19 protein-coding genes are annotated in these 21,359 nt (G+C 59.7%); 10 read left to right on the forward strand and 9 right to left on the reverse strand.

From position 1 onward, the window contains the following. Positions 1-708, reverse strand: a 708-nt coding sequence (locus KGB06_RS24655; protein WP_223520398.1) for a TPM domain-containing protein, incomplete at its 3' end; no start/stop codon positions are given. Positions 709-741: 33 nt separating this feature from the next. After that, positions 742-1,350, reverse strand: coding sequence for a LemA family protein (locus KGB06_RS24660; RefSeq protein ID WP_223520400.1), 609 nt, complete (start codon positions 1,348-1,350; stop codon positions 742-744). Between the two features lie 236 nt (positions 1,351-1,586). On the opposite strand from KGB06_RS24660, the gene bglX reads away from it, so the two are divergent. Continuing rightward, entirely contained in the window at positions 1,587-3,878 is a 2,292-nt protein-coding gene (gene bglX, locus KGB06_RS24665; RefSeq protein WP_223520402.1) for a beta-glucosidase BglX, read from the forward strand. Positions 3,879-4,153: 275 nt separating this feature from the next. Here bglX and KGB06_RS24670 read toward each other — a convergent pair whose 3' ends face one another. The 5 genes from KGB06_RS24670 to KGB06_RS24690 all read right to left on the reverse strand — a co-directional run bounded on the left by KGB06_RS24670 (position 4,154) and on the right by KGB06_RS24690 (position 8,440). Next, on the reverse strand, positions 4,154-5,311 hold the full coding sequence (locus KGB06_RS24670; RefSeq protein WP_223520404.1) for a phospholipase D-like domain-containing protein: 1,158 nt from the start codon (positions 5,309-5,311) through the stop codon (positions 4,154-4,156). 1 nt (position 5,312) lies between these two features. Beyond that, positions 5,313-5,903, reverse strand: coding sequence for a YceI family protein (locus KGB06_RS24675; RefSeq protein WP_223520405.1), 591 nt, complete (start codon positions 5,901-5,903; stop codon positions 5,313-5,315). A 65-nt stretch (positions 5,904-5,968) separates the two neighbouring features. Beyond that, on the reverse strand, positions 5,969-6,298 hold the full coding sequence (locus KGB06_RS24680) for an amidase (protein ID WP_223520407.1): 330 nt from the start codon (positions 6,296-6,298) through the stop codon (positions 5,969-5,971). After that, positions 6,295-7,389, reverse strand: coding sequence for a serine hydrolase domain-containing protein (locus KGB06_RS24685; RefSeq protein ID WP_223520409.1), 1,095 nt, complete (start codon positions 7,387-7,389; stop codon positions 6,295-6,297). Before KGB06_RS24685 ends, KGB06_RS24680 begins: the two co-directional genes overlap by 4 nt. Before the next feature lie 172 nt (positions 7,390-7,561). Continuing rightward, positions 7,562-8,440, reverse strand: a complete 879-nt coding sequence (locus KGB06_RS24690; protein WP_223520411.1) for an acyl-CoA dehydrogenase family protein — start codon at positions 8,438-8,440, stop codon at positions 7,562-7,564. 154 nt (positions 8,441-8,594) lie between these two features. Here KGB06_RS24690 and olsB point away from each other — a divergent pair, with 154 nt between their 5' ends. Together olsB and KGB06_RS24700 are read left to right on the forward strand one after the other, a co-directional pair. Continuing rightward, complete coding sequence (gene olsB, locus KGB06_RS24695) at positions 8,595-9,350, forward strand: L-ornithine N(alpha)-acyltransferase (RefSeq protein WP_223520413.1); 756 nt, start codon at positions 8,595-8,597, stop codon at positions 9,348-9,350. Further along, positions 9,350-10,144, forward strand: a complete 795-nt coding sequence (locus tag KGB06_RS24700; protein ID WP_223520415.1) for a lysophospholipid acyltransferase family protein — start codon at positions 9,350-9,352, stop codon at positions 10,142-10,144. Before olsB ends, KGB06_RS24700 begins: the two co-directional genes overlap by 1 nt. A gap of 107 nt (positions 10,145-10,251) precedes the next feature. Here KGB06_RS24700 and KGB06_RS24705 read toward each other — a convergent pair whose 3' ends face one another. Then, a complete protein-coding gene (locus tag KGB06_RS24705) occupies positions 10,252-10,821 on the reverse strand; it encodes an ACP phosphodiesterase (protein WP_223520417.1) in 570 nt (189 codons plus the stop codon). 171 nt (positions 10,822-10,992) lie between these two features. Here KGB06_RS24705 and KGB06_RS24710 point away from each other — a divergent pair, with 171 nt between their 5' ends. The 3 genes from KGB06_RS24710 to KGB06_RS24720 are packed head-to-tail and all read left to right on the forward strand — an operon-like array spanning position 10,993 to position 13,574. Then, complete coding sequence (locus KGB06_RS24710; RefSeq protein WP_150782171.1) at positions 10,993-11,295, forward strand: ArsR/SmtB family transcription factor; 303 nt, start codon at positions 10,993-10,995, stop codon at positions 11,293-11,295. 34 nt (positions 11,296-11,329) lie between these two features. Next, positions 11,330-12,496: an MFS transporter gene (locus KGB06_RS24715; protein ID WP_223520419.1), complete on the forward strand. Its 1,167-nt coding sequence runs from the start codon at positions 11,330-11,332 to the stop codon at positions 12,494-12,496. Positions 12,497-12,524: 28 nt separating this feature from the next. Beyond that, positions 12,525-13,574 carry an alkene reductase gene (locus KGB06_RS24720; RefSeq protein ID WP_223520421.1) on the forward strand — a complete coding sequence of 350 codons (1,050 nt, stop codon included), beginning with the start codon at positions 12,525-12,527 and terminating at the stop codon, positions 13,572-13,574. A gap of 245 nt (positions 13,575-13,819) precedes the next feature. Here the strand turns inward: KGB06_RS24720 and emhR are convergent, their stop codons facing one another. Beyond that, positions 13,820-14,452: an efflux system transcriptional repressor EmhR gene (emhR, locus tag KGB06_RS24725; RefSeq protein ID WP_223520423.1), complete on the reverse strand. Its 633-nt coding sequence runs from the start codon at positions 14,450-14,452 to the stop codon at positions 13,820-13,822. A gap of 265 nt (positions 14,453-14,717) precedes the next feature. On the opposite strand from emhR, the gene KGB06_RS24730 reads away from it, so the two are divergent. The 4 genes from KGB06_RS24730 to KGB06_RS24745 all read left to right on the forward strand — a co-directional run. Continuing rightward, positions 14,718-15,875 (forward strand): efflux RND transporter periplasmic adaptor subunit, encoded by a 1,158-nt coding sequence (locus KGB06_RS24730; protein ID WP_223520425.1) that lies wholly within the window; start codon positions 14,718-14,720, stop codon positions 15,873-15,875. A gap of 3 nt (positions 15,876-15,878) precedes the next feature. Next, a complete protein-coding gene (emhB, locus tag KGB06_RS24735; RefSeq protein WP_223520427.1) occupies positions 15,879-19,043 on the forward strand; it encodes an efflux RND transporter permease subunit EmhB in 3,165 nt (1,054 codons plus the stop codon). After that, positions 19,040-20,500, forward strand: a complete 1,461-nt coding sequence (gene emhC, locus KGB06_RS24740; protein ID WP_223520429.1) for an efflux RND transporter outer membrane subunit EmhC — start codon at positions 19,040-19,042, stop codon at positions 20,498-20,500. Before emhB ends, emhC begins: the two co-directional genes overlap by 4 nt. A 438-nt stretch (positions 20,501-20,938) precedes the next feature. Next, positions 20,939-21,359: OprD family outer membrane porin (locus KGB06_RS24745; protein WP_223520431.1), on the forward strand; the 421-nt coding region annotated here is incomplete at its 3' end.

Consider the following 21,359-nt stretch of genomic DNA (forward strand, 5'->3'; position numbering starts at 1 on the left):
GCTGAAGCCCCCGCCTCCACCGCCACCACCAAAACCGCCGCCGCCAAAACCACCGCTCGAACCGCCCGACCCACCTCGGCCGGCGGGCAGAATCCCGAGCATCTGCAAGACAAAAAACGTCAGGATGAACAGCATCACCAGAAACACAAAAACGCCGGGATGGCGCGCAACGAAGTCGCTGTTTTCATCACCTCGCGGTTCATAGACCGTCGACGGTTCATCCAGCGAACTGCCACCCAACACCACCAGCATCGCCGCGACCCCGTCGCTGATGCCCTTGCTGAAGTTGCCGGCCTTGAACGCGGGGGTGATTACCTGATTGATGATCACCGAACTTTGCGCGTCGGTCAGGCGGTCTTCGAGGCCATACCCGACTTCGATGCGCAATTTACGCTCATCACGCGCGACGATCAGCAGCGCGCCGTTGTTTTTATCTTTCTGACCGATGCCCCAGGCGCGCCCTAATTGGTAGCCAAAATCCGCGATATCGGTGCCTTGCAAGTCCGGCAACGTGACCACCACCAACTGCTCGCCGGTGGCGGTTTCGTGGGCCTTGAGTTGCTGGGTCAGCTGCTCGCGCACCGACGGCTCGATCATCTGGGCGTTATCGACCACCCGGCCGGTCAGCGGCGGAAATTTCAACTCGGCCTGCGCCGTCAGGGCACACACCCAAAGCACCAGCATCAGCCCCACTTTCAACACGCGCATTGGCCACCTCATCCGTGGTGATGCTTCAGCCGATCAAAATTTCACTTCGGGCGCCTTATCGGCATCCGGCGTGGTCGCCTCGAAGGTTTCGCGGATCGGCAAATCGCTGTACATCACGGTGTGCCACAGGCGACCGGGAAAGGTGCGAATTTCAGTGTTGTATTTTTGCACCGCAAGGATGAAATCGCGCCGCGCCACGGCGATGCGGTTCTCGGTGCCTTCAAGTTGCGACTGCAATGCGAGGAAGTTCTGGTTGGCCTTGAGGTCCGGATAACGTTCGGACACCACCATCAAACGGCTCAAGGCTCCGGTCAGTTGATCCTGGGCCTGTTGGAACTGTTTGAGTTTTTCCGGGTTATCCAGCGTCTTGGCGTCCACTTGAATGGACGTCGCCCTGGCCCGTGCCTCGATCACCGCGGTCAGGGTTTCTTCTTCATGTTTGGCGTAGCCTTTGACGGTTTCTACCAGATTGGGGATCAAATCGGCGCGGCGCTGATACTGGTTCTGCACCTGGCCCCACGCGGCTTTGGCCTGCTCGTCGAGGGTCGGAATCGTGTTGATGCCACAGCCCGCGAGCACAGTGGTCAGCAACATCAAGGCTGCAACCTGCAGGCTTGAGCGATAGTGGTGTCTTGCATTCATCTGGGTCACTCCCTGGCACATTCCATTGAAAAACAACCTGTACCCTTCTGAGCGGGTACTTGGGGCATAATCTGCCGCCGCCACTGGATTGCATCGAGCCAATGGGCTAAAAGATGCCCCTAGCGCAAAACACTGCGCAAGTGTGCATGCATTTACCTGAACAACAATAGTCGCTCCCTAACTTTTGGCTGACCGGCGCGTATTCACGGCCGTTTAGGCTTTTGAGAAAACCATTCATGAAGAAGCTGTGTTTGCTGGGCCTGTTCGTCAGCCTGGCCAGTCATAACGTATTGGCCGCCACGACACCCGCACCTCTAGAGAACAAGGACGCCTTCATCAGCAACCTGATGAAGCAGATGACCCTCGATGAAAAGATCGGCCAGTTGCGCCTGATCAGCATCGGCCCGGAAATGCCACGCGAGCTGATCCGCAAGGAAATCGCAGCCGGCAACATCGGCGGCACGTTCAATTCGATCACCCGCCCGGAAAACCGTCCGATGCAGGACGCGGCCATGCGCAGCCGGTTGAAGATCCCGATGTTCTTCGCCTACGACGTGATCCACGGCCACCGCACCATTTTCCCGATCCCGCTGGCCCTGGCCTCGAGCTGGGACATGGACGCCATTGGCCTGTCCGGGCGCATCGCCGCCAAGGAAGCCTCATCGGACGGCGTCGACCTCACCTTCGCGCCGATGGTCGACATCTCACGCGACCCGCGTTGGGGCCGTACTTCCGAAGGCTTCGGTGAAGACACCTACCTGGTGTCGCGCATTGCCGGCGTCATGGTCAAAGCCTTCCAGGGCACCGGTGCGAACGCGGCCGACAGCATCATGTCCAGCGTCAAACACTTTGCCTTGTATGGCGCGGTCGAGGGCGGTCGCGACTACAACATCGTCGACATGAGCCCGGTCAAGATGTACCAGGATTACCTGCCGCCATACCGCGCCGCGATTGACGCCGGTGCTGGCGGGGTGATGGTTGCGCTGAACTCGATCAACGGCGTGCCGGCCACGGCCAACACCTGGCTGATGAAAGACCTGTTGCGCAAGGAATGGGGCTTCAAAGGCCTGGCCGTCAGCGACCACGGGGCGATTTTCGAGCTAATCAATCACGGCGTTGCCCGTGACGGTCGCGAAGCCGCGAAGCTGGCGATCAAGGCCGGCATCGACATGAGCATGAACGACACCTTGTACAGCAAAGAGCTGCCGGGGCTGTTGAAAGCGGGCGAGATCGAGCAAAGCGACATCGACAACGCCGTGCGTGAAGTGCTGGCGGCCAAGTACGACATGGGTCTGTTCAAGGACCCGTACCTGCGCATCGGCAAGGCCGAGGATGATCCGGCCGACACCAATGCCGACAGCCGCCTGCACCGCGCCGAGGCCCGCGATGTCGCGCGCCGCAGCATGGTGTTGCTGAAGAACCAGAACGAAACCCTGCCGCTGAAGAAAACCGCGAAAATCGCTTTGGTGGGGCCGCTGGCCAAGGCACCGATCGACATGATGGGCAGTTGGGCCGCCAACGGTCGCCCTGCGCAATCGGTCACGCTGTTCGACGGCATGACCGCTGCACTGGGTTCGCAATCGGCGCTGATCTACGCCCGTGGCGCCAACATCACCAGCGACAAGAAGATGCTGGATTACCTGAACTTCCTCAACTTCGACGCCCTGGAAGTGGTGGATGATCCGCGTCCGGCCAACGTGTTGATCGACGAAGCGGTGAAAGCGGCCAAGGACGCTGACATAGTGGTGGCAGCGGTTGGCGAGTCCCGTGGCATGTCGCACGAATCGTCGAGCCGCACGGACATCAACATTCCGCCAAACCAGCGTGAACTGATCCGAGCCTTGAAAGCCACCGGTAAACCGCTGGTGCTGGTGTTGATGAATGGCCGTCCGCTGTCGATTCTCGAAGAGAAAGAACAGGCTGACGCGATTCTGGAAACCTGGTTCACCGGCACCGAAGGCGGCAATGCCATCGCCGACGTGCTGTTTGGCGACTACAACCCATCGGGCAAACTGCCGATCACCATCCCGCGCTCGGTGGGTCAGATTCCGACCTACTACAACCACCTGAGCATTGGCCGGCCCTTCACGCCGGGCAAACCGGGCAACTACACCTCGCAGTATCTCGATGACACCACCGGTCCCCTGTTCCCGTTTGGCTTCGGTCTGAGCTACACCGACTTCAGCCTGAGCGACATGGCCCTGTCGTCGACCACGCTGAACAAGACCGGCAAGCTCGACGCCAGCGTCACGGTGAAAAACACCGGCAAGCGTGACGGCGAAACCGTGGTGCAGTTGTACATCCAGGATGTGACCGGCTCGATGATCCGACCGCTCAAAGAACTGAAGAACTTCCAGAAAGTCATGCTCAAGGCTGGCGAACAGAAAGTCCTGCACTTCACCATCACTGAGGATGACCTGAAGTTCTACAACACCCAGCTCAAGTACGCTGCCGAGCCGGGCAAGTTCAACGTGCAGATCGGCCTCGACTCCCAGGACGTGACACAGCAGAGCTTTGAATTGCTGTAATTATTCAAACACCGCATGAACCTGTGGGAGCGAGCCTGCTCGCGATGAGGCCTTAACATTCAGCATCTTTGTTGACTGTTACACCGCCATCGCGAGCAGGCTCGCTCCCACAATTGATTGGTGTTGCAAACAAATTTTGTGATCGACGCAATATCCATGTGGGAGCGAGCCTGCTCGCGAAAGCGGTCTAACATTTAGCATTTTCGTTGAATGTTATTCCGTCTTCGCGAGCAGCTCGCTCCCACAATGGTTTTAGGGTGTTGCAGAGATTGGTATCAACCCCTGAGATTCAGCAGATTCACCACCAACCGATCCACCCATCCCCAGACTCGTTGCTTGACCCGCTTCCACAGCGGTCGGCTTTGCCATGCTTCGAGGCTGACCTCCTGGCTCTGCGCAAAGTCGCGCTCGAAACTCCCCGCCACGGCCCGCGTCAGCCCTGGGTCCAGCGCTTCAAGGTTGGCTTCCAGGTTAAAGCGCAAATTCCAGTGGTCGAAATTGCACGAGCCGATGCTCACCCAGTCATCGATCAAGACCATTTTCAGGTGCAGGAAACACGGCTGGTATTCAAAAATTTTCACCCCGGCCTTGAGCAGTCGTGGGTAGTAGCGATGCCCGGCGTAGCGCACCGATGGGTGATCGGTGCGCGGCCCGGTCAGCAGCAGGCGCACATCGACGCCTCGACTGGCGGCACGACGCAGTGAGCGGCGGACTTTCCAGGTCGGCAGGAAATACGGAGTTGCCAGCCAGACCCGTTGCTGGCCGCTGTTCAACGCGCGAACCAGTGATTGCAAAATGTCGCGATGCTGGCGGGCGTCGGCATAGGCCACCCGGCCCATGCCCTCACCCATTGCCGGCACCCGTGGCAGGCGCGGCAAGCCGAAATGCGCGACCGGTTTCCAGGCCCGTCGATGGCGGTTGGCGATCCATTGGCGGTCGAACAGCAACTGCCAGTCGATGACCAAAGGCCCGGTGATTTCCACCATCACCTCGTGCCATTCGCTGGTGTCCTCACCCGGCGTCCAGAACTCATCGGTGACGCCCGTGCCACCGACCACCGCCAGGCTTTGATCGACCAGCAACAGTTTGCGGTGATCGCGGTAAAAGTTGCCGATCCAACGGCGCCAGTTCAGGCGATTGTAGAAACGCAATTCGACCCCGGCCGCCATCAGGCGCTGACGCAGGGTCAGGGTGAACGCCAGGCTGCCATAGTCATCGAACAGGCAGCGCACACGCACACCGCGCTCAGCCGCCGAAACCAATGCTTGCACCATGGCTTCGGCACAGGCGCCCGCCTCCACCAGATACAACTCCAGTTCGACCTGTTCTTCGGCGCGAGCAATTGCGACCAACATGCGTGGGAAGAACTGCGGACCGTCGATCAGCAGTTCAAAATGGTTGCCTTCACGCCAGGGAAAGATTGCGCCGGCCATGTCAGCGCGCCGTGAAAATCAGTACCGCACCCACCGGCACCGACAAACTGATGGCCGACAAACCGGCGACCTTGCGCAATGCTTCCAGCCCAGGTGCCAAATCGAAGTCTTCGGCATTGATGACCAGTGGTTCGAGCGTTACCACCTGAAAGCGTCGATCGTCGAGACGCGTCGCCAGCAGTTCGGCGTTGTATGAGTGTTGCTTGCCATGCAGGTTGACGGTCAGCGGCAAGCGCAACTCTAACTGCGCGCCAGGCGCGAGGTCGTTGATGGGACGCAGATCAATCTGCGTGGTGATCAACGCTTCGGGGAAGGTCTGGATCTCGAACAACTCCTTGCGCATGCGTTCATCGCGCAACGGGATGCCACTGTTGACCGACTCCAGCTCGACTTCCACCTCGGCCAGGCCATTGGCATCGACCTTGCCGTGCAGCACCAGAAAGCGCTGCACTTCGGAAATGTTGGCGTTTTTGGTGCTGATGAACGACAGCCGCGAGGACTCGCCGTCCAGATACCAATCGGCCTGGGCCGACAGCGTGGCGCCGGCCAACAGCAGGAACGTGAGGGTTTTGCGCAGGGAGCGGTTGAACATAGAGACTCGTGGGGCAGATAAACCTGCACGAACCTTAACCGCCCGGCAGCCAATTGCAAAACTTGCTACGGAATCAGACGGCATCCTTGGCGTTCGCCGAGCCACGCCGCGCTGTTGCTGCGGCCCATTCCGCTGACTGTCACGCGTTTGCTGGCGGCGTCATCGACAAAGCGGCTGGTGGGCAGCCACTGCTTTACATAGCTGTGGCAATAACCGGCCTCGTTGTTCATCACATACCGGCACGAGCAATACTCCTTGGCGGTGTAGGCGCTGATGATGTCGGGGAAGGCCCACAGCGCCACTCGCTCCTGCCAGCCCCAGCCAAGCAAGGCGATGAGCAGGATCAACAGCAACGTGCTGAACGGCCGGCGACGAAAAAATCCTCGACGACTCATGGCTGCACCTTTTGCGCAAATGCCTTGAGCGCAAGTTTGAGCAAAACATTGTGCTGGTAGCTGCCGTCGCGATCATCGCCATAGCGCACGATCACCAAACGTTCACTGCGGATCACATACAGCGCCTGGCCCCAATGGCCCAGCGCCGCGAAGGTGTCGGCAGGAGCATCGGGCCAGGGTTGTGTCGCCCCTTCCACCGCGCGGTTGAGCCACCATTGACCACCGGGCACAGCGTCATCCTGATGGGCTTGATAGTGGGCGAACGGTTCGCGATTGAAGGCGACCCAGTCTTTGGGCAGCAACTGACGATCCTGCCAGCGCCCGTCGCGCGCCATCAACAAACCGACTCGCGCCAGATCCCGAGCCGTGAGGTAAGCGTAAGACGAAGCAACGAAAGTACCCGTGGCATCAGTTTCCCAAACGGCATGATAGATGCCCAAAGGCTCGAACAGTGCGGTCCATGGATAGTCTGGATAACGCGTCGGACTGACGATGTTTTTCAGCGCGGCGGACAGTAGATTGCTGTCACCGCTGGAGTACCGAAAGGCCTGACCGGGTTTGGCGTACTCGGCGTGATCGGCAGTAAATGCGGCCATGTCCTGATGTCCACGGGTGTAGAGCATGGCCACCACCGAGGACTTTAACGGTGCGTATTCGTAGTCTTCCTGCCAGTCCAGCCCTGAGGCCCAGTGCAACAGGTCAGCCATGGTCACAGCGGGGTGTTTTTTCATCGGTGGATAAAACGTCTGCACCGAATCCTGGAGTTTGAACAGGCCTTCGCCATACGCAACCCCCAGCACCGCGGCCATGAGGCTTTTGCTGATGGACCACGTCAGGTGTGGCGTGTCGGCGGTGGTCGGGCCGGCGTAGCGTTCGTAGATCAACTGGCCGTCGCGGATCACCAGCAAGGCGTCAGTGCGGATGCCTTTGCGGGTGCTGTCGTCGCGGGGTGGGAAGGCGTAGGTTTCCAGGGCCTGGAGCGCTGATCCTGAGCTTTTCGGGCCGATGGACCATTGCTCGGCCGGCCAGTTTTCGGCGTGGGCCGTGAGGCCGAGCAGCAGCATGACAATCAGAGACAAGCCTTTGAACATGGCGTGGGCTCGGGAGGATTAACGTGCAGAGCCTAGTTGAGGTTGATGACAGTTTTGGAATTTGTGTTGTCAGTCAGGCCGTCTTCGCTGGCAAGCCAGCTCCTACAGGGGAATGCATTTCAAACTGTAGGAGCTGCGGTGCGACGATTCGACTTGCCAGCGAAGGGGCCAGTCAGATCACCGCCAAAGCCTTGACCAATCGCTTCCCCCTGGCCCCCGCCGCCAAATCCATCACCAGCCGATCGCGCTGCCACATCGCCGCCCAATGCGGCGGCCCGTCGGCCAGCGCCTGATCAATCTCAGCCTTGAGCCCCTCGAACTGGGCAAACAACCCACCCAGCAACACATGCCCGGCGGGATTGTTCGGTGCCTGGCGGCTGACTTCCGCGCACCCGGCCAGCAGCGCCAGTAACCGCAGTTGCAAGGCTTGCGGCCAGTCACTGTCCTGGCCAATGCCATACAGCCACGCGGTCATGGCGCTCAATACGTACACATCTTCAAGGGTGCGGAACGGTTTGACGTAAGCGTCCCAACCGTCCCCCGCCAACAACTCGCACAGGGCGTTGTCGAGAAACAACTTGCCATGACTGATGTCCGGTATCAGCGCAATGGCCGGGAGTTTTTCCAGGCGCACGCCCGGTTCATCGGGGTAGACCACGGCCAGGCTCAGGCGAGCTGCCTCGCCGGGCGCTTCACTGCGGGCGGCGATTAACAGCCACTCGGCGGCATCACCGGCGGTGACGAAATCCTTGCGCCCGCTCAGGCGCAAATCGGTGAGACGGGTTTGCATGTCTGCCGGCCGCAGGCTGCGCTGTTCGGTCGCGCACAACGCGCCGAGGCTCAGCGGCGCGCTGGGCCAGAGCATCCGCAACGCTGCCTGATACCCCACCAGAAACGCCAGCCCCGGCGTGGCCATCAGGCGCGCGCCCGCCACTGCCAACTCGAACGGCGTCACCGTGCCCAATTGATGCAACAAGGTCGCGAAACCTTCCGCCAGGTCCGGGTTGGCGGGCAGGCGTTCGCGGCGCTTCAACAGGGTTTGCCAGGGCATAAGAGGCTCCTCGTGGGCTGTCATATAAGCATCACCAAAGCTTAATGGCGATGACACTGGGGCTACATAGCCTGACCTTGCACAAAACGGCTACATAAAGAAAGTCGATCCGCTGTAACCCACGTCAAGTGAGCAGCCCGCAAGGAGATTTGCAATGACTCAGATCGCCCGCATCAGCGACACCGGCAACGACCGCCGCCTGCAAGCCGAACGACTGATCGGCAGCGAGGCCTTGCAGGAAGCCCAGGCCTTGCGCTTCAACGTGTTCAGCGGCGAATTCAACGCCAGGCTGAAGGGCGCCGAGCTGGGTCTGGACATGGATGACTATGATGTTCACTGCGCCCACATCGGTGTGCGTGACTTGAACACCGGACGTCTGGTGGCGACCACCCGTTTGCTCGATCACACGGCGGCCAGCAGCCTGGGCAAGTTCTACAGCGAAGAAGAATTCAGCCTGCATGGCCTGGTGCACCTCAAAGGCCCGATCCTGGAAATCGGCCGTACCTGCGTCGACCCGGCCTACCGTAACGGCGGCACCATCGCCGTACTTTGGGGTGAACTGGCCGAGGTGTTGAACCAGGGCGGCTACAGCTATTTGATGGGGTGCGCGAGCATTCCGATGCAGGACGGCGGCATTCAGGCCCACGCGATCATGCAGCGTCTGCGCGAACGCTATCTGTGCACCGAACACCTGCGCGCCGAGCCGAAAAAGCCGTTGCCGACCCTGGATATCCCCTCCAACGTCATCGCCGAAATGCCGCCACTGCTCAAGGCATACATGCGCCTCGGTGCGAAGATCTGCGGCGAGCCGTGCTGGGACGAAGACTTCCAGGTCGCCGACGTGTTCATCCTGCTCAAGCGCGACGAGCTCTGCCCGCGTTACGCCAAGCACTTCAAGGCGGCCATGTGATGAACCGCCTGCGGGTGTACGCGCGGATTGCGCGAGTGCTGGTGGTGGTCGCACTGGGTTTGAGCATGGCCAGCGTGTTCGGACTGTTCGAGCGTATGGGCATCGCCCACTCGATGGTCCGCCGCCAGCGTTGGTCGCGATTTTTCATGGCGCGATTGAGCAATGCCCTGCCCTTCCACATCACCGTGCATGGCGAGTTGCCCAAGCAACCGATGCTCTGGGTCAGCAATCATGTGTCCTGGACCGACATCCCACTGCTGGGCATGCTCACGCCGCTGTCATTTCTGTCCAAGGCCGAAGTGCGTACCTGGCCGGTGGCGGGCTGGTTGGCGGCCAAGGCCGGCAGTCTGTTTATCCGTCGTGGGTCGGGTGACAGTCAGCTGATCCGCAAACAAATGACCCGCCACCTGGAACAGGCCCATCCGCTGCTGATGTTCCCGGAAGGCACCACCACCGATGGCCGTTCGTTGCGTACCTTCCATGGTCGCCTGCTGTCGGCGGCGATTGATTCAGAGGTGCTGCTGCAACCGGTGGCGATTCGTTACCTGCGCGATGGCGAGCTTGATTCGCTGGCACCGTTTATTGGTGACGATGATCTGCTGTCGCACTTGATGCGCTTGTTTGCCAATGACCGGGGGAATGTGGACATTCACCTGCTCAAGCCGATTGCTTGCGAAGGCCGGGAGCGTGCGGCGCTGGCGTTCGAGGCACAGCAAGCGGTGCAAACAGCGTTGTTTGGTGAAGTGGCGAAACCTGCCGAACCGCGTCGTGCTGGCGAACTGATCGCCGCGTAACCGCTTTTCTGTAGGAGCAAAGCTTGCTCGCGATTGGGGCCCCGCGGTTTAACTGATGACCGCGTTATCGTTCATCGCGAGCAAGCTCTGCTCCTACAAGATTTGTGTCAGCGGTTTTGGGCGAAATCTTGAAGCTGTGGATAGAACAACCGAAAGTCTTCGCTCAACGGTTCATACAACACCCGCAACTCCTGCATCGCCCCCGCCAGTTCCTCAGGCCGGGTCAACCGCCGCGAAATCCCCCGCAGCACCTGCTCCAGCACCTCGAACTCCCGGTAGGAACCCAACCAGTCATTCGCCACCATGTACGGCGCGATCTTTGCCAAACGCTCCGGCAATTGCGGCTCGGCCGTCAGTACCCGGTACACATCTGACGTGAACAATGCCAGTGGCCGGTCGGCGTACAGCGTCCAGTCGCGTGCCAGGCAATGGTCGAAAAACACGTCGAGCACGATCCCGGCGTAACGTCGGCGCGTAGTGGAAAACCGCGACAACGAAACATCCACCAACGGATGGCGGTCGGTAAACACGTCGATGCTGCGATGCAGCTGGATGGCCGCCTCAATCTCCGGATCGTATTGCCCTTGCAGCCGTCCTTTGACGAAATCGCCATACAGACTGCCGAGCAATTGTCCGGGACGCTGGCCACCGAGGTGAAGATGTGCGAGATAGTTCATGGGCGCAGCTTAGCACTGCACCATTGTTTCTTTACACCCATGTATCGCTATAACCCGATATACCGATTTATGCGGTCATCAGACCAAAATCATATTTGTATATCGCGAAATACCGATTTAAAGTTCGCCTCATCGCGATATAGCGTTTTACTAATCACGAGCTCCCAAGCCATGAACCTCGACCTCGACGAAATAATAAAAGCCCTGGCACACCCAGTACGGCGAGAAATCCTGCACTGGCTCAAAAACCCGGACGTCGAATTCCCTGACCAGTCCCACAGCAACGAGCACGGCGTTTGCGCCGGGCAGATCGATCAACGTTGCGGCTTGTCGCAGTCCACCGTTTCCGCGCACTTGGCGACCTTGCAGCGCGCCGGCCTGATCAGCAGCCGCAAAGTCGGCCAGTGGCATTTTTTCAAACGTAATGAGGAAACCATTCAGGAGTTCCTCAAGACCTTCAGCAAAGAGCTCTGACCCTTAACGTCAGTCAGCCAACAAGGAATCAACAATGCCCCTCTCGCTCCTCATTCTGGCCTTGAGCTCCTTCGCCATCGGCACCACCGAGTTCGTCATCATGGGCCTGCTGCCCGACGTGGCGGCGGACCTCGGTGTGTCGATCCCAGGCGCCGGCTGGCTGGTGACCGGTTACGCCCTGGGCGTGGCCATCGGGGCACCGTTCATGGCACTGGCCACCGCCCGGCTGCCACGCAAGGCTGCACTGGTTGCGTTGATGGGGATCTTCATCGTCGGCAACTTACTCTGCGCCCTGGCCAGTGACTACAACGTGTTGATGTTTGCACGAGTGGTCACGGCCCTCTGCCACGGTGCCTTCTTCGGTATCGGTTCGGTGGTGGCGGCAGGTCTGGTGCCGGCCAACAAACGCGCTTCGGCCGTGGCCTTGATGTTCACCGGCCTGACCCTTGCCAACGTGCTCGGCGTTCCACTGGGCACCGCGCTCGGTCAACAGGCCGGCTGGCGTTCGACCTTCTGGGCCGTGACCGTGATCGGTGTGATCGCCTTGATCGGTCTGATCCGTTTCCTGCCGGCCAAGCGCGATGAAGAAAAACTCGACATGCGCGCCGAACTGGCCGCACTCAAGGGCGCCGGGATCTGGCTGTCCCTGAGCATGACCGCGCTGTTCGCCGCCTCGGTCTTCACCCTGTTCACCTACGTCGCTCCGATGCTGGGCGAAGTCACCGGTGTCTCGCCACGTGGCGTGACCTGGACCCTGATGCTCATCGGCCTGGGCCTGACTGTCGGCAATATTATCGGCGGCAAACTGGCGGACAAAAGCATGGCCGCAACGCTGATCGGCGTGTTCATCAGCATGGCGGTGGTGTCCACCGTACTGACGTGGACCAGCGTCGCGCTGATCCCGACCGAAATCACCCTGTTCCTCTGGGCCACGGCATGTTTTGCCGCCGTCCCGGCCTTGCAAGTGAACGTGGTGACCTTTGGCAAAGCGGCACCAAACCTGGTGTCGACCCTGAACATCGGCGCTTTCAACATCGGCAACGCACTCGGTGCCTGGGTCGGCGGCAGCGTGATCGCCCACGGCTACGGCCTGACCAGCGTGCCCCTCGCGGCCGCCGCACTGGCGGTGCTCGCCCTGCTGGTGACCCTGATTACTTTCCGTCAGAGCGGCAATCCCGAACTGGCTCCAGCGACTCACTAAACCACTGAGACCTCACGAGGGTGCATTCATGACGACTATTTTCGATCCGATCAAACTGGGCGACATCGAGTTGGCCAACCGCATCATCATGGCGCCGCTGACCCGCTGCCGCGCCGACGAAGGCCGCGTGCCAAACGCGCTGATGGCCGAGTACTACGTCCAGCGCGCCTCCGCTGGCCTGATCCTCAGCGAGGCCACGTCGGTCACGCCGATGGGCGTCGGCTACCCGGACACCCCCGGCATCTGGTCCAACGATCAGGTACGCGGCTGGGCTAACGTGACCAAAGCCATCCACGGCGCAGGCGGCAAGATCTTCCTGCAACTGTGGCACGTCGGCCGGGTTTCTCACACGTCGTACCTGAACGGTGAAGCGCCGGTCGCACCGAGTGCCATCCAGCCAAAAGGGCACGTCAGCCTGGTTCGCCCATTGGCCGATTACCCAACCCCGCGTGCCCTGGAAACCGCTGAAATCGCCGACATCATCGACGCTTACCGCACCGGTGCCGAGAACGCCAAGGCCGCGGGTTTTGACGGCGTGGAAATCCATGGTGCCAACGGTTACCTGCTCGACCAGTTCCTGCAAAGCAGCACCAACCAGCGCACCGACCAATACGGCGGTTCCCTGGAAAACCGTGCGCGCCTGCTGCTGGAAGTGACTGACGCTGCTATCGAAGTCTGGGGCGCCGGCCGCGTCGGTGTGCACCTGGCACCGCGCGCCGATTCCCATGACATGGGCGACGACAACCTGGCCGAAACCTTCACCTACGTCGCTCGGGAACTGGGCAAGCGTGGTATCGCGTTCATTTGCTCGCGTGAAAAAGAAGCCGGCGACAGCCTTGGCCCACAATTGAAAGAAGCGTTCGGCGGCCCGTACATCGCCAACGAACGCTTCACCAAGGACAGCGCCAACGCCTGGCTGGCCAACGGCAAGGCCGATGCGGTCGCCTTCGGTGTGCCGTTCATTGCCAACCCGGACTTGCCTGCACGTTTGAAGGCCGATGCGCCGTTGAACGAAGCGCGTCCAGAACTGTTCTACGGCAAAGGCCCGGTGGGTTACATCGACTACCCGGCGATGTAAGCATTAATCACTGAAATGCAAAAAAGCCCCGACTCGTGAGAGCCGGGGCTTTTTTCGTTTTCAAGTGGCGTGCTCACACGCATTCACACCCAAGACACAAATTCCCTACAAATTACGTAGCTCGCTACCTGTCATCCTGGCGAGTGTGCGTATATAAAAGCACCCCAAAGTAGTTAGGCGAGCGCCGAAGGCGTCAGCGCCTGCCTTGACAGCTGACACAAGCGAAACCATTTACGCTTTTTGTTTCATTTGCGCAGGCTTGGGCTCAAGCGCAGCATCTCCAGCCCGGTCTCCACCCAACGCTCGGCGTCGGTGTGCAATTGAAAACTGTCAGGCGCCAGCAGCCACTGGTACAGGATGCCATCGACATACGCATGCAGACTGATGGCAGCGCGCGCCGTGTCGAGGTCTTCGGGCATTTGCCCCCGATTCACGGCATTACTCAAAGCCAGGGCGATTCGCACATTGCAATCCAGGCTGACCGTTCGACGCTGCTGACGCAGGTCGCACATTTCATCGGTGAATTCGCACTTATGAAACAAAATCTCATTGATACGTCGGGTCTTTGGATCCAGCGCAACTTGATGAAACAAATGAATCAGCAGCTTGCGCATGCAGCCGAGCGGATCGAGCTCATCTTCGCTTTCACTGGCCCTGGCCATCTCATCCAGCGGCTCATGCAAGGTATCCAGCATGGCCTGCACCAGATCAGCCTTATTGCTGAAATGCCAGTAGATAGCACCGCGAGTCACGCCGGCCAAGGTAGCGATGTCCGCCAGTGTCGTGCGCGCCACGCCCCTTTCATAAAAGGCTTTCTCTGCCGCTTCAAGTATCTGGCTGCGGGTTTCTTGGGCTTCCTCTTTGGTGCGACGGACCATGGCAGTAAAACCTCAATCAGGATGCTTCAGCGATGTCTGAACATCAGCTGAATAAAAGTGGAGTGACCGCTCTTGGGCGCCGTCCCCGTCTTACAATTCAAACCTTTGAACGGCTTTTGTAGCGATGTGGGTACACAGCCAAGGTGTTTACAAACAACCATGAACGTAAGTATATTCCTTAGCAAGCTACTTATCCACTCAGCACCCCATTTTTACCCTTCCACCTTTCTCGTGCGCATTCTGCGCGCCTGACCCGAGGATTTTCATGCAATTCAAGCCAGCTGTTACCGCTCTGGTCACTGCCGTCGCCTTGGCATCGCTGCTCAGCGGATGCAAAAAGGAAGAAGCCGCACCAGCCGCACCGCCTCCTCAGGTCGGCGTTGTTACCCTGCAAACTCAAGCCTTCACCCTGACATCCGACCTGCCGGGCCGTACCAGCGCCTACCGCATCGCCGAAGTTCGTCCTCAGGTGAACGGCATCATTCTCAAGCGCATGTTCAAGGAAGGCGGCGACGTCAAGCTTGGCCAGCAGCTGTATCAGATCGATTCGTCGGTGTATGACGCTACGTTGAAAAGTGCAGAAGCCAACCTGCAGCAGACCAAGTCGATCTCCGACCGCTACAAGCAACTGGTCGCCGAACAAGCGGTGAGCCGTCAGGAATACGACACGGCCGTGGCCAACCGGATGCAATCGGAAGCCGCCCTGCAAACCGCCCAGATCAACGTGCGCTACACCAAGGTTTACGCACCGCTGACCGGTCGTATCGGTCGCTCTAACGTGACAGAAGGCGCGCTGGTGACCAGCGGCCAGGCCGATCCGATGGCGGTGATCCAGCAAATCGACCCGATCTATGTCGACGTGACTCAGTCCTCGGTGGAATTGCTGCAACTGCGCCGCGAACTGGAAAGCGGTCGTCTGCAAAAGGCCGGCGACAACTCGGCGACGGTGAAGCTGACCCTCGAAGACGGCAGCCAGTACAAGCTGGACGGCAAACTGGAATTCTCCGAAATCTCGGTTGACCAGACCACCGGTTCCGTCACTCTGCGTGCCGTGTTCCCGAACCCTGAGCACACCCTTCTGCCGGGCATGTTCGTTCACGCCCAGTTGCAGTCCGGTGTAAACGCGGCAGCGATTCTGGCGCCGCAACAAGGCGTAACGCGCGACCTTAAAGGTACGCCGACTGCACTGGTCGTCGGCCCTGACAACAAGGTCGAACTGCGTCAGCTCAAGGCCAACCGCACCGTCGGTAGTCAATGGCTGATCGAGGACGGACTGAAGGCAGGCGATCGCCTGATCACCGAAGGGCTGCAATTCGTCAAGCCTGGCATCGAAGTCAAAGCCACTGAAGCGACTAACGTTGGCGTAAAGAACCCGGCCCCCGCACAGGCAGCTGACAAAGCTTCCAGCGGCAAAGGGGAGTAAACCATGTCGAAATTTTTTATCGACCGTCCGATTTTCGCCTGGGTGATAGCCCTGGTGATCATGTTGGTCGGGGCACTGTCGATCCTCAAGCTGCCGATCAACCAATACCCGAGCATTGCGCCTCCGGCGATCGCCATCTCCGTGGCCTACCCGGGTGCTTCGGCACAAACGGTACAAGACACCGTGGTGCAGGTGATCGAGCAACAGCTCAACGGTATCGACCACTTGCGTTATGTGTCCTCGGAAAGTAACTCCGACGGCACCATGACCATCACCGCGACCTTCGAGCAAGGCACCAACTCCGATACCGCGCAGGTTCAGGTCCAGAACAAACTGAACCTGGCCACCCCGTTGCTGCCGCAAGAAGTGCAGCAGCAAGGTATCCGTGTCACCAAGGCGGTGAAGAACTTCCTGTTGGTGATCGGCGTGGTCTCGCGTGACGGCAGCATGACCAAGGACGACCTGTCGAACTACATTGTGTCGAACATGCAGGACCCGATCTCGCGGACAGCCGGTGTCGGTGACTTCCAGGTATTCGGCTCCCAGTACGCCATGCGTATCTGGCTCGACCCGGCCAAGTTGAACAAATACAACCTGACCCCGATCGATGTCAAAACCGCCATCGCCGCACAGAACGTCCAGGTGTCATCCGGTCAGCTCGGCGGCTTGCCTGCCCTGCCCGACACACAGTTGAACGCCACGATCATCGGCAAGACTCGCCTGCAGACCGCTGAGCAGTTCGAAAAAATCCTGCTCAAAGTCAACAAGGACGGCTCTCAAGTTCGCTTGAAAGATGTCGCTGACGTCGGTCTGGGCGGTGAGAACTACAGCATCAACGCCCAGTTCAACGGCGCTCCGGCGTCCGGCCTGGCCGTGAAGCTGGCCACTGGCGCCAACGCCCTCGACACTGCAAAAGCCTTGCGCACGACCATCGACAGCCTCAAGCCGTTCTTCCCTGAAGGGATGGAAGTGGTGTTCCCATATGACACCACCCCGGTGGTGACCGAATCGATCAAAGGTGTGGTTGAAACCCTGGTCGAAGCAGTCGCACTGGTGTTCCTGGTGATGTTCCTGTTCCTGCAAAACTTCCGCGCCACCATCATCACCACGATGACCGTGCCGGTGGTGTTGCTGGGAACGTTCGGCATCCTCGCGGCAGCTGGTTTCAGCATCAACACCCTGACCATGTTCGGTATGGTCCTGGCCATTGGCTTGCTGGTGGACGACGCCATCGTTGTGGTGGAAAACGTCGAACGGGTGATGAGTGAAGAAGGCCTGTCGCCCAAGGAAGCCACCAAGAAATCCATGGGCCAGATCCAGGGCGCACTCGTCGGTATCGCCCTGGTGCTGTCGGCGGTTCTGCTGCCAATGGCGTTCTTCAGCGGCTCCACCGGCGTGATCTACAAGCAGTTTTCGATCACCATCGTCTCGGCCATGGCCTTGTCGGTACTGGTTGCACTGATCTTCACCCCGGCGCTTTGCGCCACGATGCTCAAGCCGATTCCGAAAGGCGAGCACGGCACCCCGAAACGCGGTTTCTTCGGCTGGTTCAACCGCAACTTCGACCGGGGCGTCAAAAGCTACGAGCGCGGCGTAGGCAACATGCTCACGCAGAAGGCGCCGTACCTGTTGGCCTACCTCATCATCATTGTCGGCATGATCTGGTTGTTCACCCGTATCCCGACGGCGTTCCTGCCTGAAGAAGACCAGGGCGTATTGTTCGCCCAGGTGCAGACACCGGCCGGTTCAACCTCCCAGCGCACCCAGGTGGTCGTGGACGAGATGCGTGAATTCCTGCTGCGTCCGGGCAAGGATGGCGGTGAAGGCGATGCGGTGAACTCGGTGTTTACCGTGACCGGCTTCAACTTCGCGGGTCGTGGCCAGAGCTCGGGTATGGCCTTCATCATGCTCCGGCCATGGGACGAACGTAACGCCGACAACAACGTATTCAAGGTGGCGGCCCGTGCCCAGCAGCACTTCTTCACCTTCCGTGATGCCATGGTGTTTGCCTTCGCACCACCGGCGGTACTGGAACTGGGTAACGCCACCGGTTTCGACGTGTTCCTTCAGGACCGTGCCGGTATCGGTCACGAAAAACTGATGCAAGCACGCAACCAGTTCCTCGGCATGGCAGCGCAAAGCAAGATTCTGACTCAGGTCCGTCCGAACGGCCTGAACGACGAACCGCAATTCCAACTGGAAATCGATGACGAGAAGGCCAGTGCCCTGGGCATTACCATCGCCGACATCAACAACACCCTGTCGATCGCGCTGGGCAGTAGCTACGTCAACGACTTCATCGACCGTGGTCGAGTGAAGAAGGTTTACGTACAAGGTCAGCCCGGCTCCCGTATGAGCCCTGAAGACCTGCAGAAATGGTATGTGCGCAACAGCGCCGGCACCATGGTTCCGTTCACGGCGTTTGCCAAGGGTGAATGGATTTATGGGTCGCCGAAACTGGCCCGTTACAACGGCGTAGAAGCGATGGAAATCCTCGGCTCCCCGGCGCCGGGCTATTCCACCGGTGAAGCCATGGCCGAAGTCGAAGCCATAGCCGCCAAACTGCCGGCGGGTGTCGGTATTTCCTGGACCGGCCTGTCGTACGAAGAACGGTTGTCCGGTTCGCAAGCGCCAGCGCTGTACGCCCTGTCGCTGCTGATGGTGTTCCTGTGTCTGGCGGCGCTGTATGAAAGCTGGTCGATTCCGATTGCGGTGATGCTGGTGGTGCCTTTGGGGATCATCGGTGCATTGATGGCGACCAGCCTGCGCGGCCTGTCCAACGATGTGTATTTCCAGGTGGGCCTGTTGACGACCATCGGCCTGGCGGCGAAAAACGCCATTTTGATTGTCGAATTTGCAAAGGAACTGCATGAGCAAGGGCGCAGCCTGCGCGATGCAGCGATTGAAGCCAGCCGGATGCGTTTGCGACCGATCATCATGACCTCGCTCGCCTTCGTCCTGGGCGTGGTGCCACTGGCCATTTCCACCGGTGCAGGTTCGGGTAGCCAGCATGCCATCGGCACCGGAGTGATTGGCGGTATGATCACCGCCACCGTTCTGGCGATCTTCTGGGTCCCACTGTTCTTTGTCACTGTGTCTTCCATCGGTCAGCGCAAAATAGTCGACCCGGATGACGCCACTGAAACTCCTAAAGAGGCTGGCCAATGAGCAAGTCGCTACTCTCCCTAGCCGTCGCCGCGTTTGTGCTTGGTGGTTGCTCGCTGATACCCGATTATCAGCAGCCTGAGGCACCAGTGGCGGGCCAATACCCGCAGGGCCCGGCGTATTCGCCGGCCCAGGCGCCGAGCCAGGCTGCGGCGGAGCAAGGCTGGAAGCAGTTTTTCCATGACCCGGCCCTGCAACAGCTGATTCAGGTCGCACTGGAAAACAACCGCGACCTGCGTGTCGCGGCGCTGAACATCGATGCCTTTGCGGCTCAATACCGCATCCAGCGTGCCGACCTGTTCCCGGCCGTCTCGGCCAATGGCAGCGGCAGCCGCCAGCGCGTTCCCAATAACGCTACGCAGAACGGCCAGTCAGGTATCGTCAGTTCCTACTCGGCCACGGTCGGCATCAGTGCCTATGAACTCGACATGTTCGGTCGGGTTCGCAGCCTCAGCGAAGAAGCGCTGCAAAAATACTTCGCCACGGAAGAAGGTCGACGCAGCACGCAGATCAGCCTGGTGGCCAACGTGGCCAACGCCTACCTGACCTGGCAAGCCGACAAGGAACTGTTGAAAGTGACCCTGGACACCCTCGGTGCGTTCGAGGAGAGCTACAAGCTCACCGCGCGCAGTGCCGAAGTCGGTGTGGCGTCGGCACTGGACCTCGCCCAGTCGCGCACCTCGGTGGAAAACGCCCGGGCGCAATTGGCGAAGTACACCCGCCAGGTCGCTCAGGATCAAAACAGTCTGGTGCTGCTGCTCGGCACCAGCATCCCGGCCAACCTGCAAGCCGCCAAGCCGCTGTCTGACGATTTGCTCAGCGACGTGCCGGCCGGCTTGCCATCGGACTTGCTGCAACGTCGTCCGGACATTCTCCAGGCCGAATACAACCTTAAGGCCGCCAACGCCAATATCGGCGCGGCACGGGCTGCGTTCTTCCCGAGCATCAGCCTGACGGCCAACGCCGGCACCCTGAGCCCAGACTTGTCCGGGCTGTTCAAGGGAGGTTCGGGGACCTGGTTGTTCCAGCCGCAGATCAACTTGCCGATCTTCAACGCCGGCAGCCTGCGCGCCAGCCTGGATTACTCGAAGATCCAGAAAGACATCGGCGTGGCGAACTACGAGAAGTCCATTCAAACGGCCTTCCAGGAAGTCGCCGACGGCCTGGCCGCCCGCGAGACCTACACCGCTCAGTTGCAGGCTCAGCGTGACTTTGTCACCGCCAACCAGGACTACTACCGTCTGGCCCAGCGTCGCTACCTCATTGGTGTCGACAGCAACCTGACCTTCCTCGATGCCCAGCGTCAGCTGTTCAACGCCCAACAAGTGTTGATTACCGACCGTCTGGCGCAACTGGTCAGCGCGGTCAACCTGTACAAGGCCTTGGGTGGCGGCTGGAATCAGCAGACCGCCAAGGTCGAACCGCTGAAAGAAGAAGCGCCGAAGATGAAGTTGTTCTGATAGCGCGGTGAAAACAATGAAGCCCACCTTTTGGTGGGCTTTTTGTTGGGTGCGAGAAAAAGTGGGATGACTGGGCGGGCCTCATCGCGAGCAGGCTCGCTCCCACAGTGGATTTTCAGTGAACACACTATTAATGAACAACGGAGATCAATGTGGGAGTGAGCCTGCTCGCGATGAGGCCACAACAGACAACACAAATCCCCGACCCAATCTTGCGTTCGATAATCGCACAAATCCCGCCTTCGCCGATTGAACCATCCAGTACATTCACCGCACCATTCCTCGCACAAGACCAACAACATCAGGTTCACCCTATGCCCCCGCGCCCTGCCCTGTCCGGCTGATTCCGCTCCGTTTAATCAATCCGTTCTTTTGACTGCAACCCGACGTTGCGGCAGCGCCCTGTTTCATCCCCAACAATTAGAGAGACCCGAGCCCATGACGCCTTCTTCCGCGCAGTATTTGTTCCCCGGCCTGATTGCCATTGCTGTGGCCACGGCGGCCCTCCCCGCCCAGGCCGAGGATTCGGGTTTTGTCGAAGGCGCCAAGGTCAACCTGAACCTGCGCAACTTCTACATCAACCGCAACTTCACCAACCCGACTTACCCGCAGAGCAAGGCCGAGGAGTGGACGCAGAGCTTCATTTTCGACGCCAAGTCCGGTTTCACCCAAGGCCCGGTGGGGTTCGGCGCGGATATGCTGGGACTGCTGTCGGTCAAGCTCGATGGCGGTAAAGGCACGGGCGGCACCCAGCTGCTGCCGATTGGCAGCGACGGTCGCCCAGTCGATGACTTTGGTCGTCTGGCGGTGGCCGGGAAGATGAAAGTGAGTAAAACCGAAGTGAAGGTCGGCGAGTGGA

Source organism: Pseudomonas sp. GL-B-19 (assembly GCF_019956415.1).
In the GTDB taxonomy this organism is placed as follows: Bacteria; Pseudomonadota; Gammaproteobacteria; order Pseudomonadales; family Pseudomonadaceae; genus Aquipseudomonas.

Coding starts and splice junctions, on each gene's coding strand:
- KGB06_RS24660 (WP_223520400.1), bottom strand. CDS start 1,350: ATGAATGCAAGACACCACTATCGCTCAAGCCTGCAGGTTGCAGCCTTG.
- bglX (WP_223520402.1), top strand. CDS start 1,587: ATGAAGAAGCTGTGTTTGCTGGGCCTGTTCGTCAGCCTGGCCAGTCAT.
- KGB06_RS24670 (WP_223520404.1), bottom strand. CDS start 5,311: ATGGCCGGCGCAATCTTTCCCTGGCGTGAAGGCAACCATTTTGAACTG.
- KGB06_RS24675 (WP_223520405.1), bottom strand. CDS start 5,903: ATGTTCAACCGCTCCCTGCGCAAAACCCTCACGTTCCTGCTGTTGGCC.
- KGB06_RS24680 (WP_223520407.1), bottom strand. CDS start 6,298: ATGAGTCGTCGAGGATTTTTTCGTCGCCGGCCGTTCAGCACGTTGCTG.
- KGB06_RS24685 (WP_223520409.1), bottom strand. CDS start 7,389: ATGTTCAAAGGCTTGTCTCTGATTGTCATGCTGCTGCTCGGCCTCACG.
- KGB06_RS24690 (WP_223520411.1), bottom strand. CDS start 8,440: ATGCCCTGGCAAACCCTGTTGAAGCGCCGCGAACGCCTGCCCGCCAAC.
- olsB (WP_223520413.1), top strand. CDS start 8,595: ATGACTCAGATCGCCCGCATCAGCGACACCGGCAACGACCGCCGCCTG.
- KGB06_RS24700 (WP_223520415.1), top strand. CDS start 9,350: ATGAACCGCCTGCGGGTGTACGCGCGGATTGCGCGAGTGCTGGTGGTG.
- KGB06_RS24705 (WP_223520417.1), bottom strand. CDS start 10,821: ATGAACTATCTCGCACATCTTCACCTCGGTGGCCAGCGTCCCGGACAA.
- KGB06_RS24710 (WP_150782171.1), top strand. CDS start 10,993: ATGAACCTCGACCTCGACGAAATAATAAAAGCCCTGGCACACCCAGTA.
- KGB06_RS24715 (WP_223520419.1), top strand. CDS start 11,330: ATGCCCCTCTCGCTCCTCATTCTGGCCTTGAGCTCCTTCGCCATCGGC.
- KGB06_RS24720 (WP_223520421.1), top strand. CDS start 12,525: ATGACGACTATTTTCGATCCGATCAAACTGGGCGACATCGAGTTGGCC.
- emhR (WP_223520423.1), bottom strand. CDS start 14,452: ATGGTCCGTCGCACCAAAGAGGAAGCCCAAGAAACCCGCAGCCAGATA.
- KGB06_RS24730 (WP_223520425.1), top strand. CDS start 14,718: ATGCAATTCAAGCCAGCTGTTACCGCTCTGGTCACTGCCGTCGCCTTG.
- emhB (WP_223520427.1), top strand. CDS start 15,879: ATGTCGAAATTTTTTATCGACCGTCCGATTTTCGCCTGGGTGATAGCC.
- emhC (WP_223520429.1), top strand. CDS start 19,040: ATGAGCAAGTCGCTACTCTCCCTAGCCGTCGCCGCGTTTGTGCTTGGT.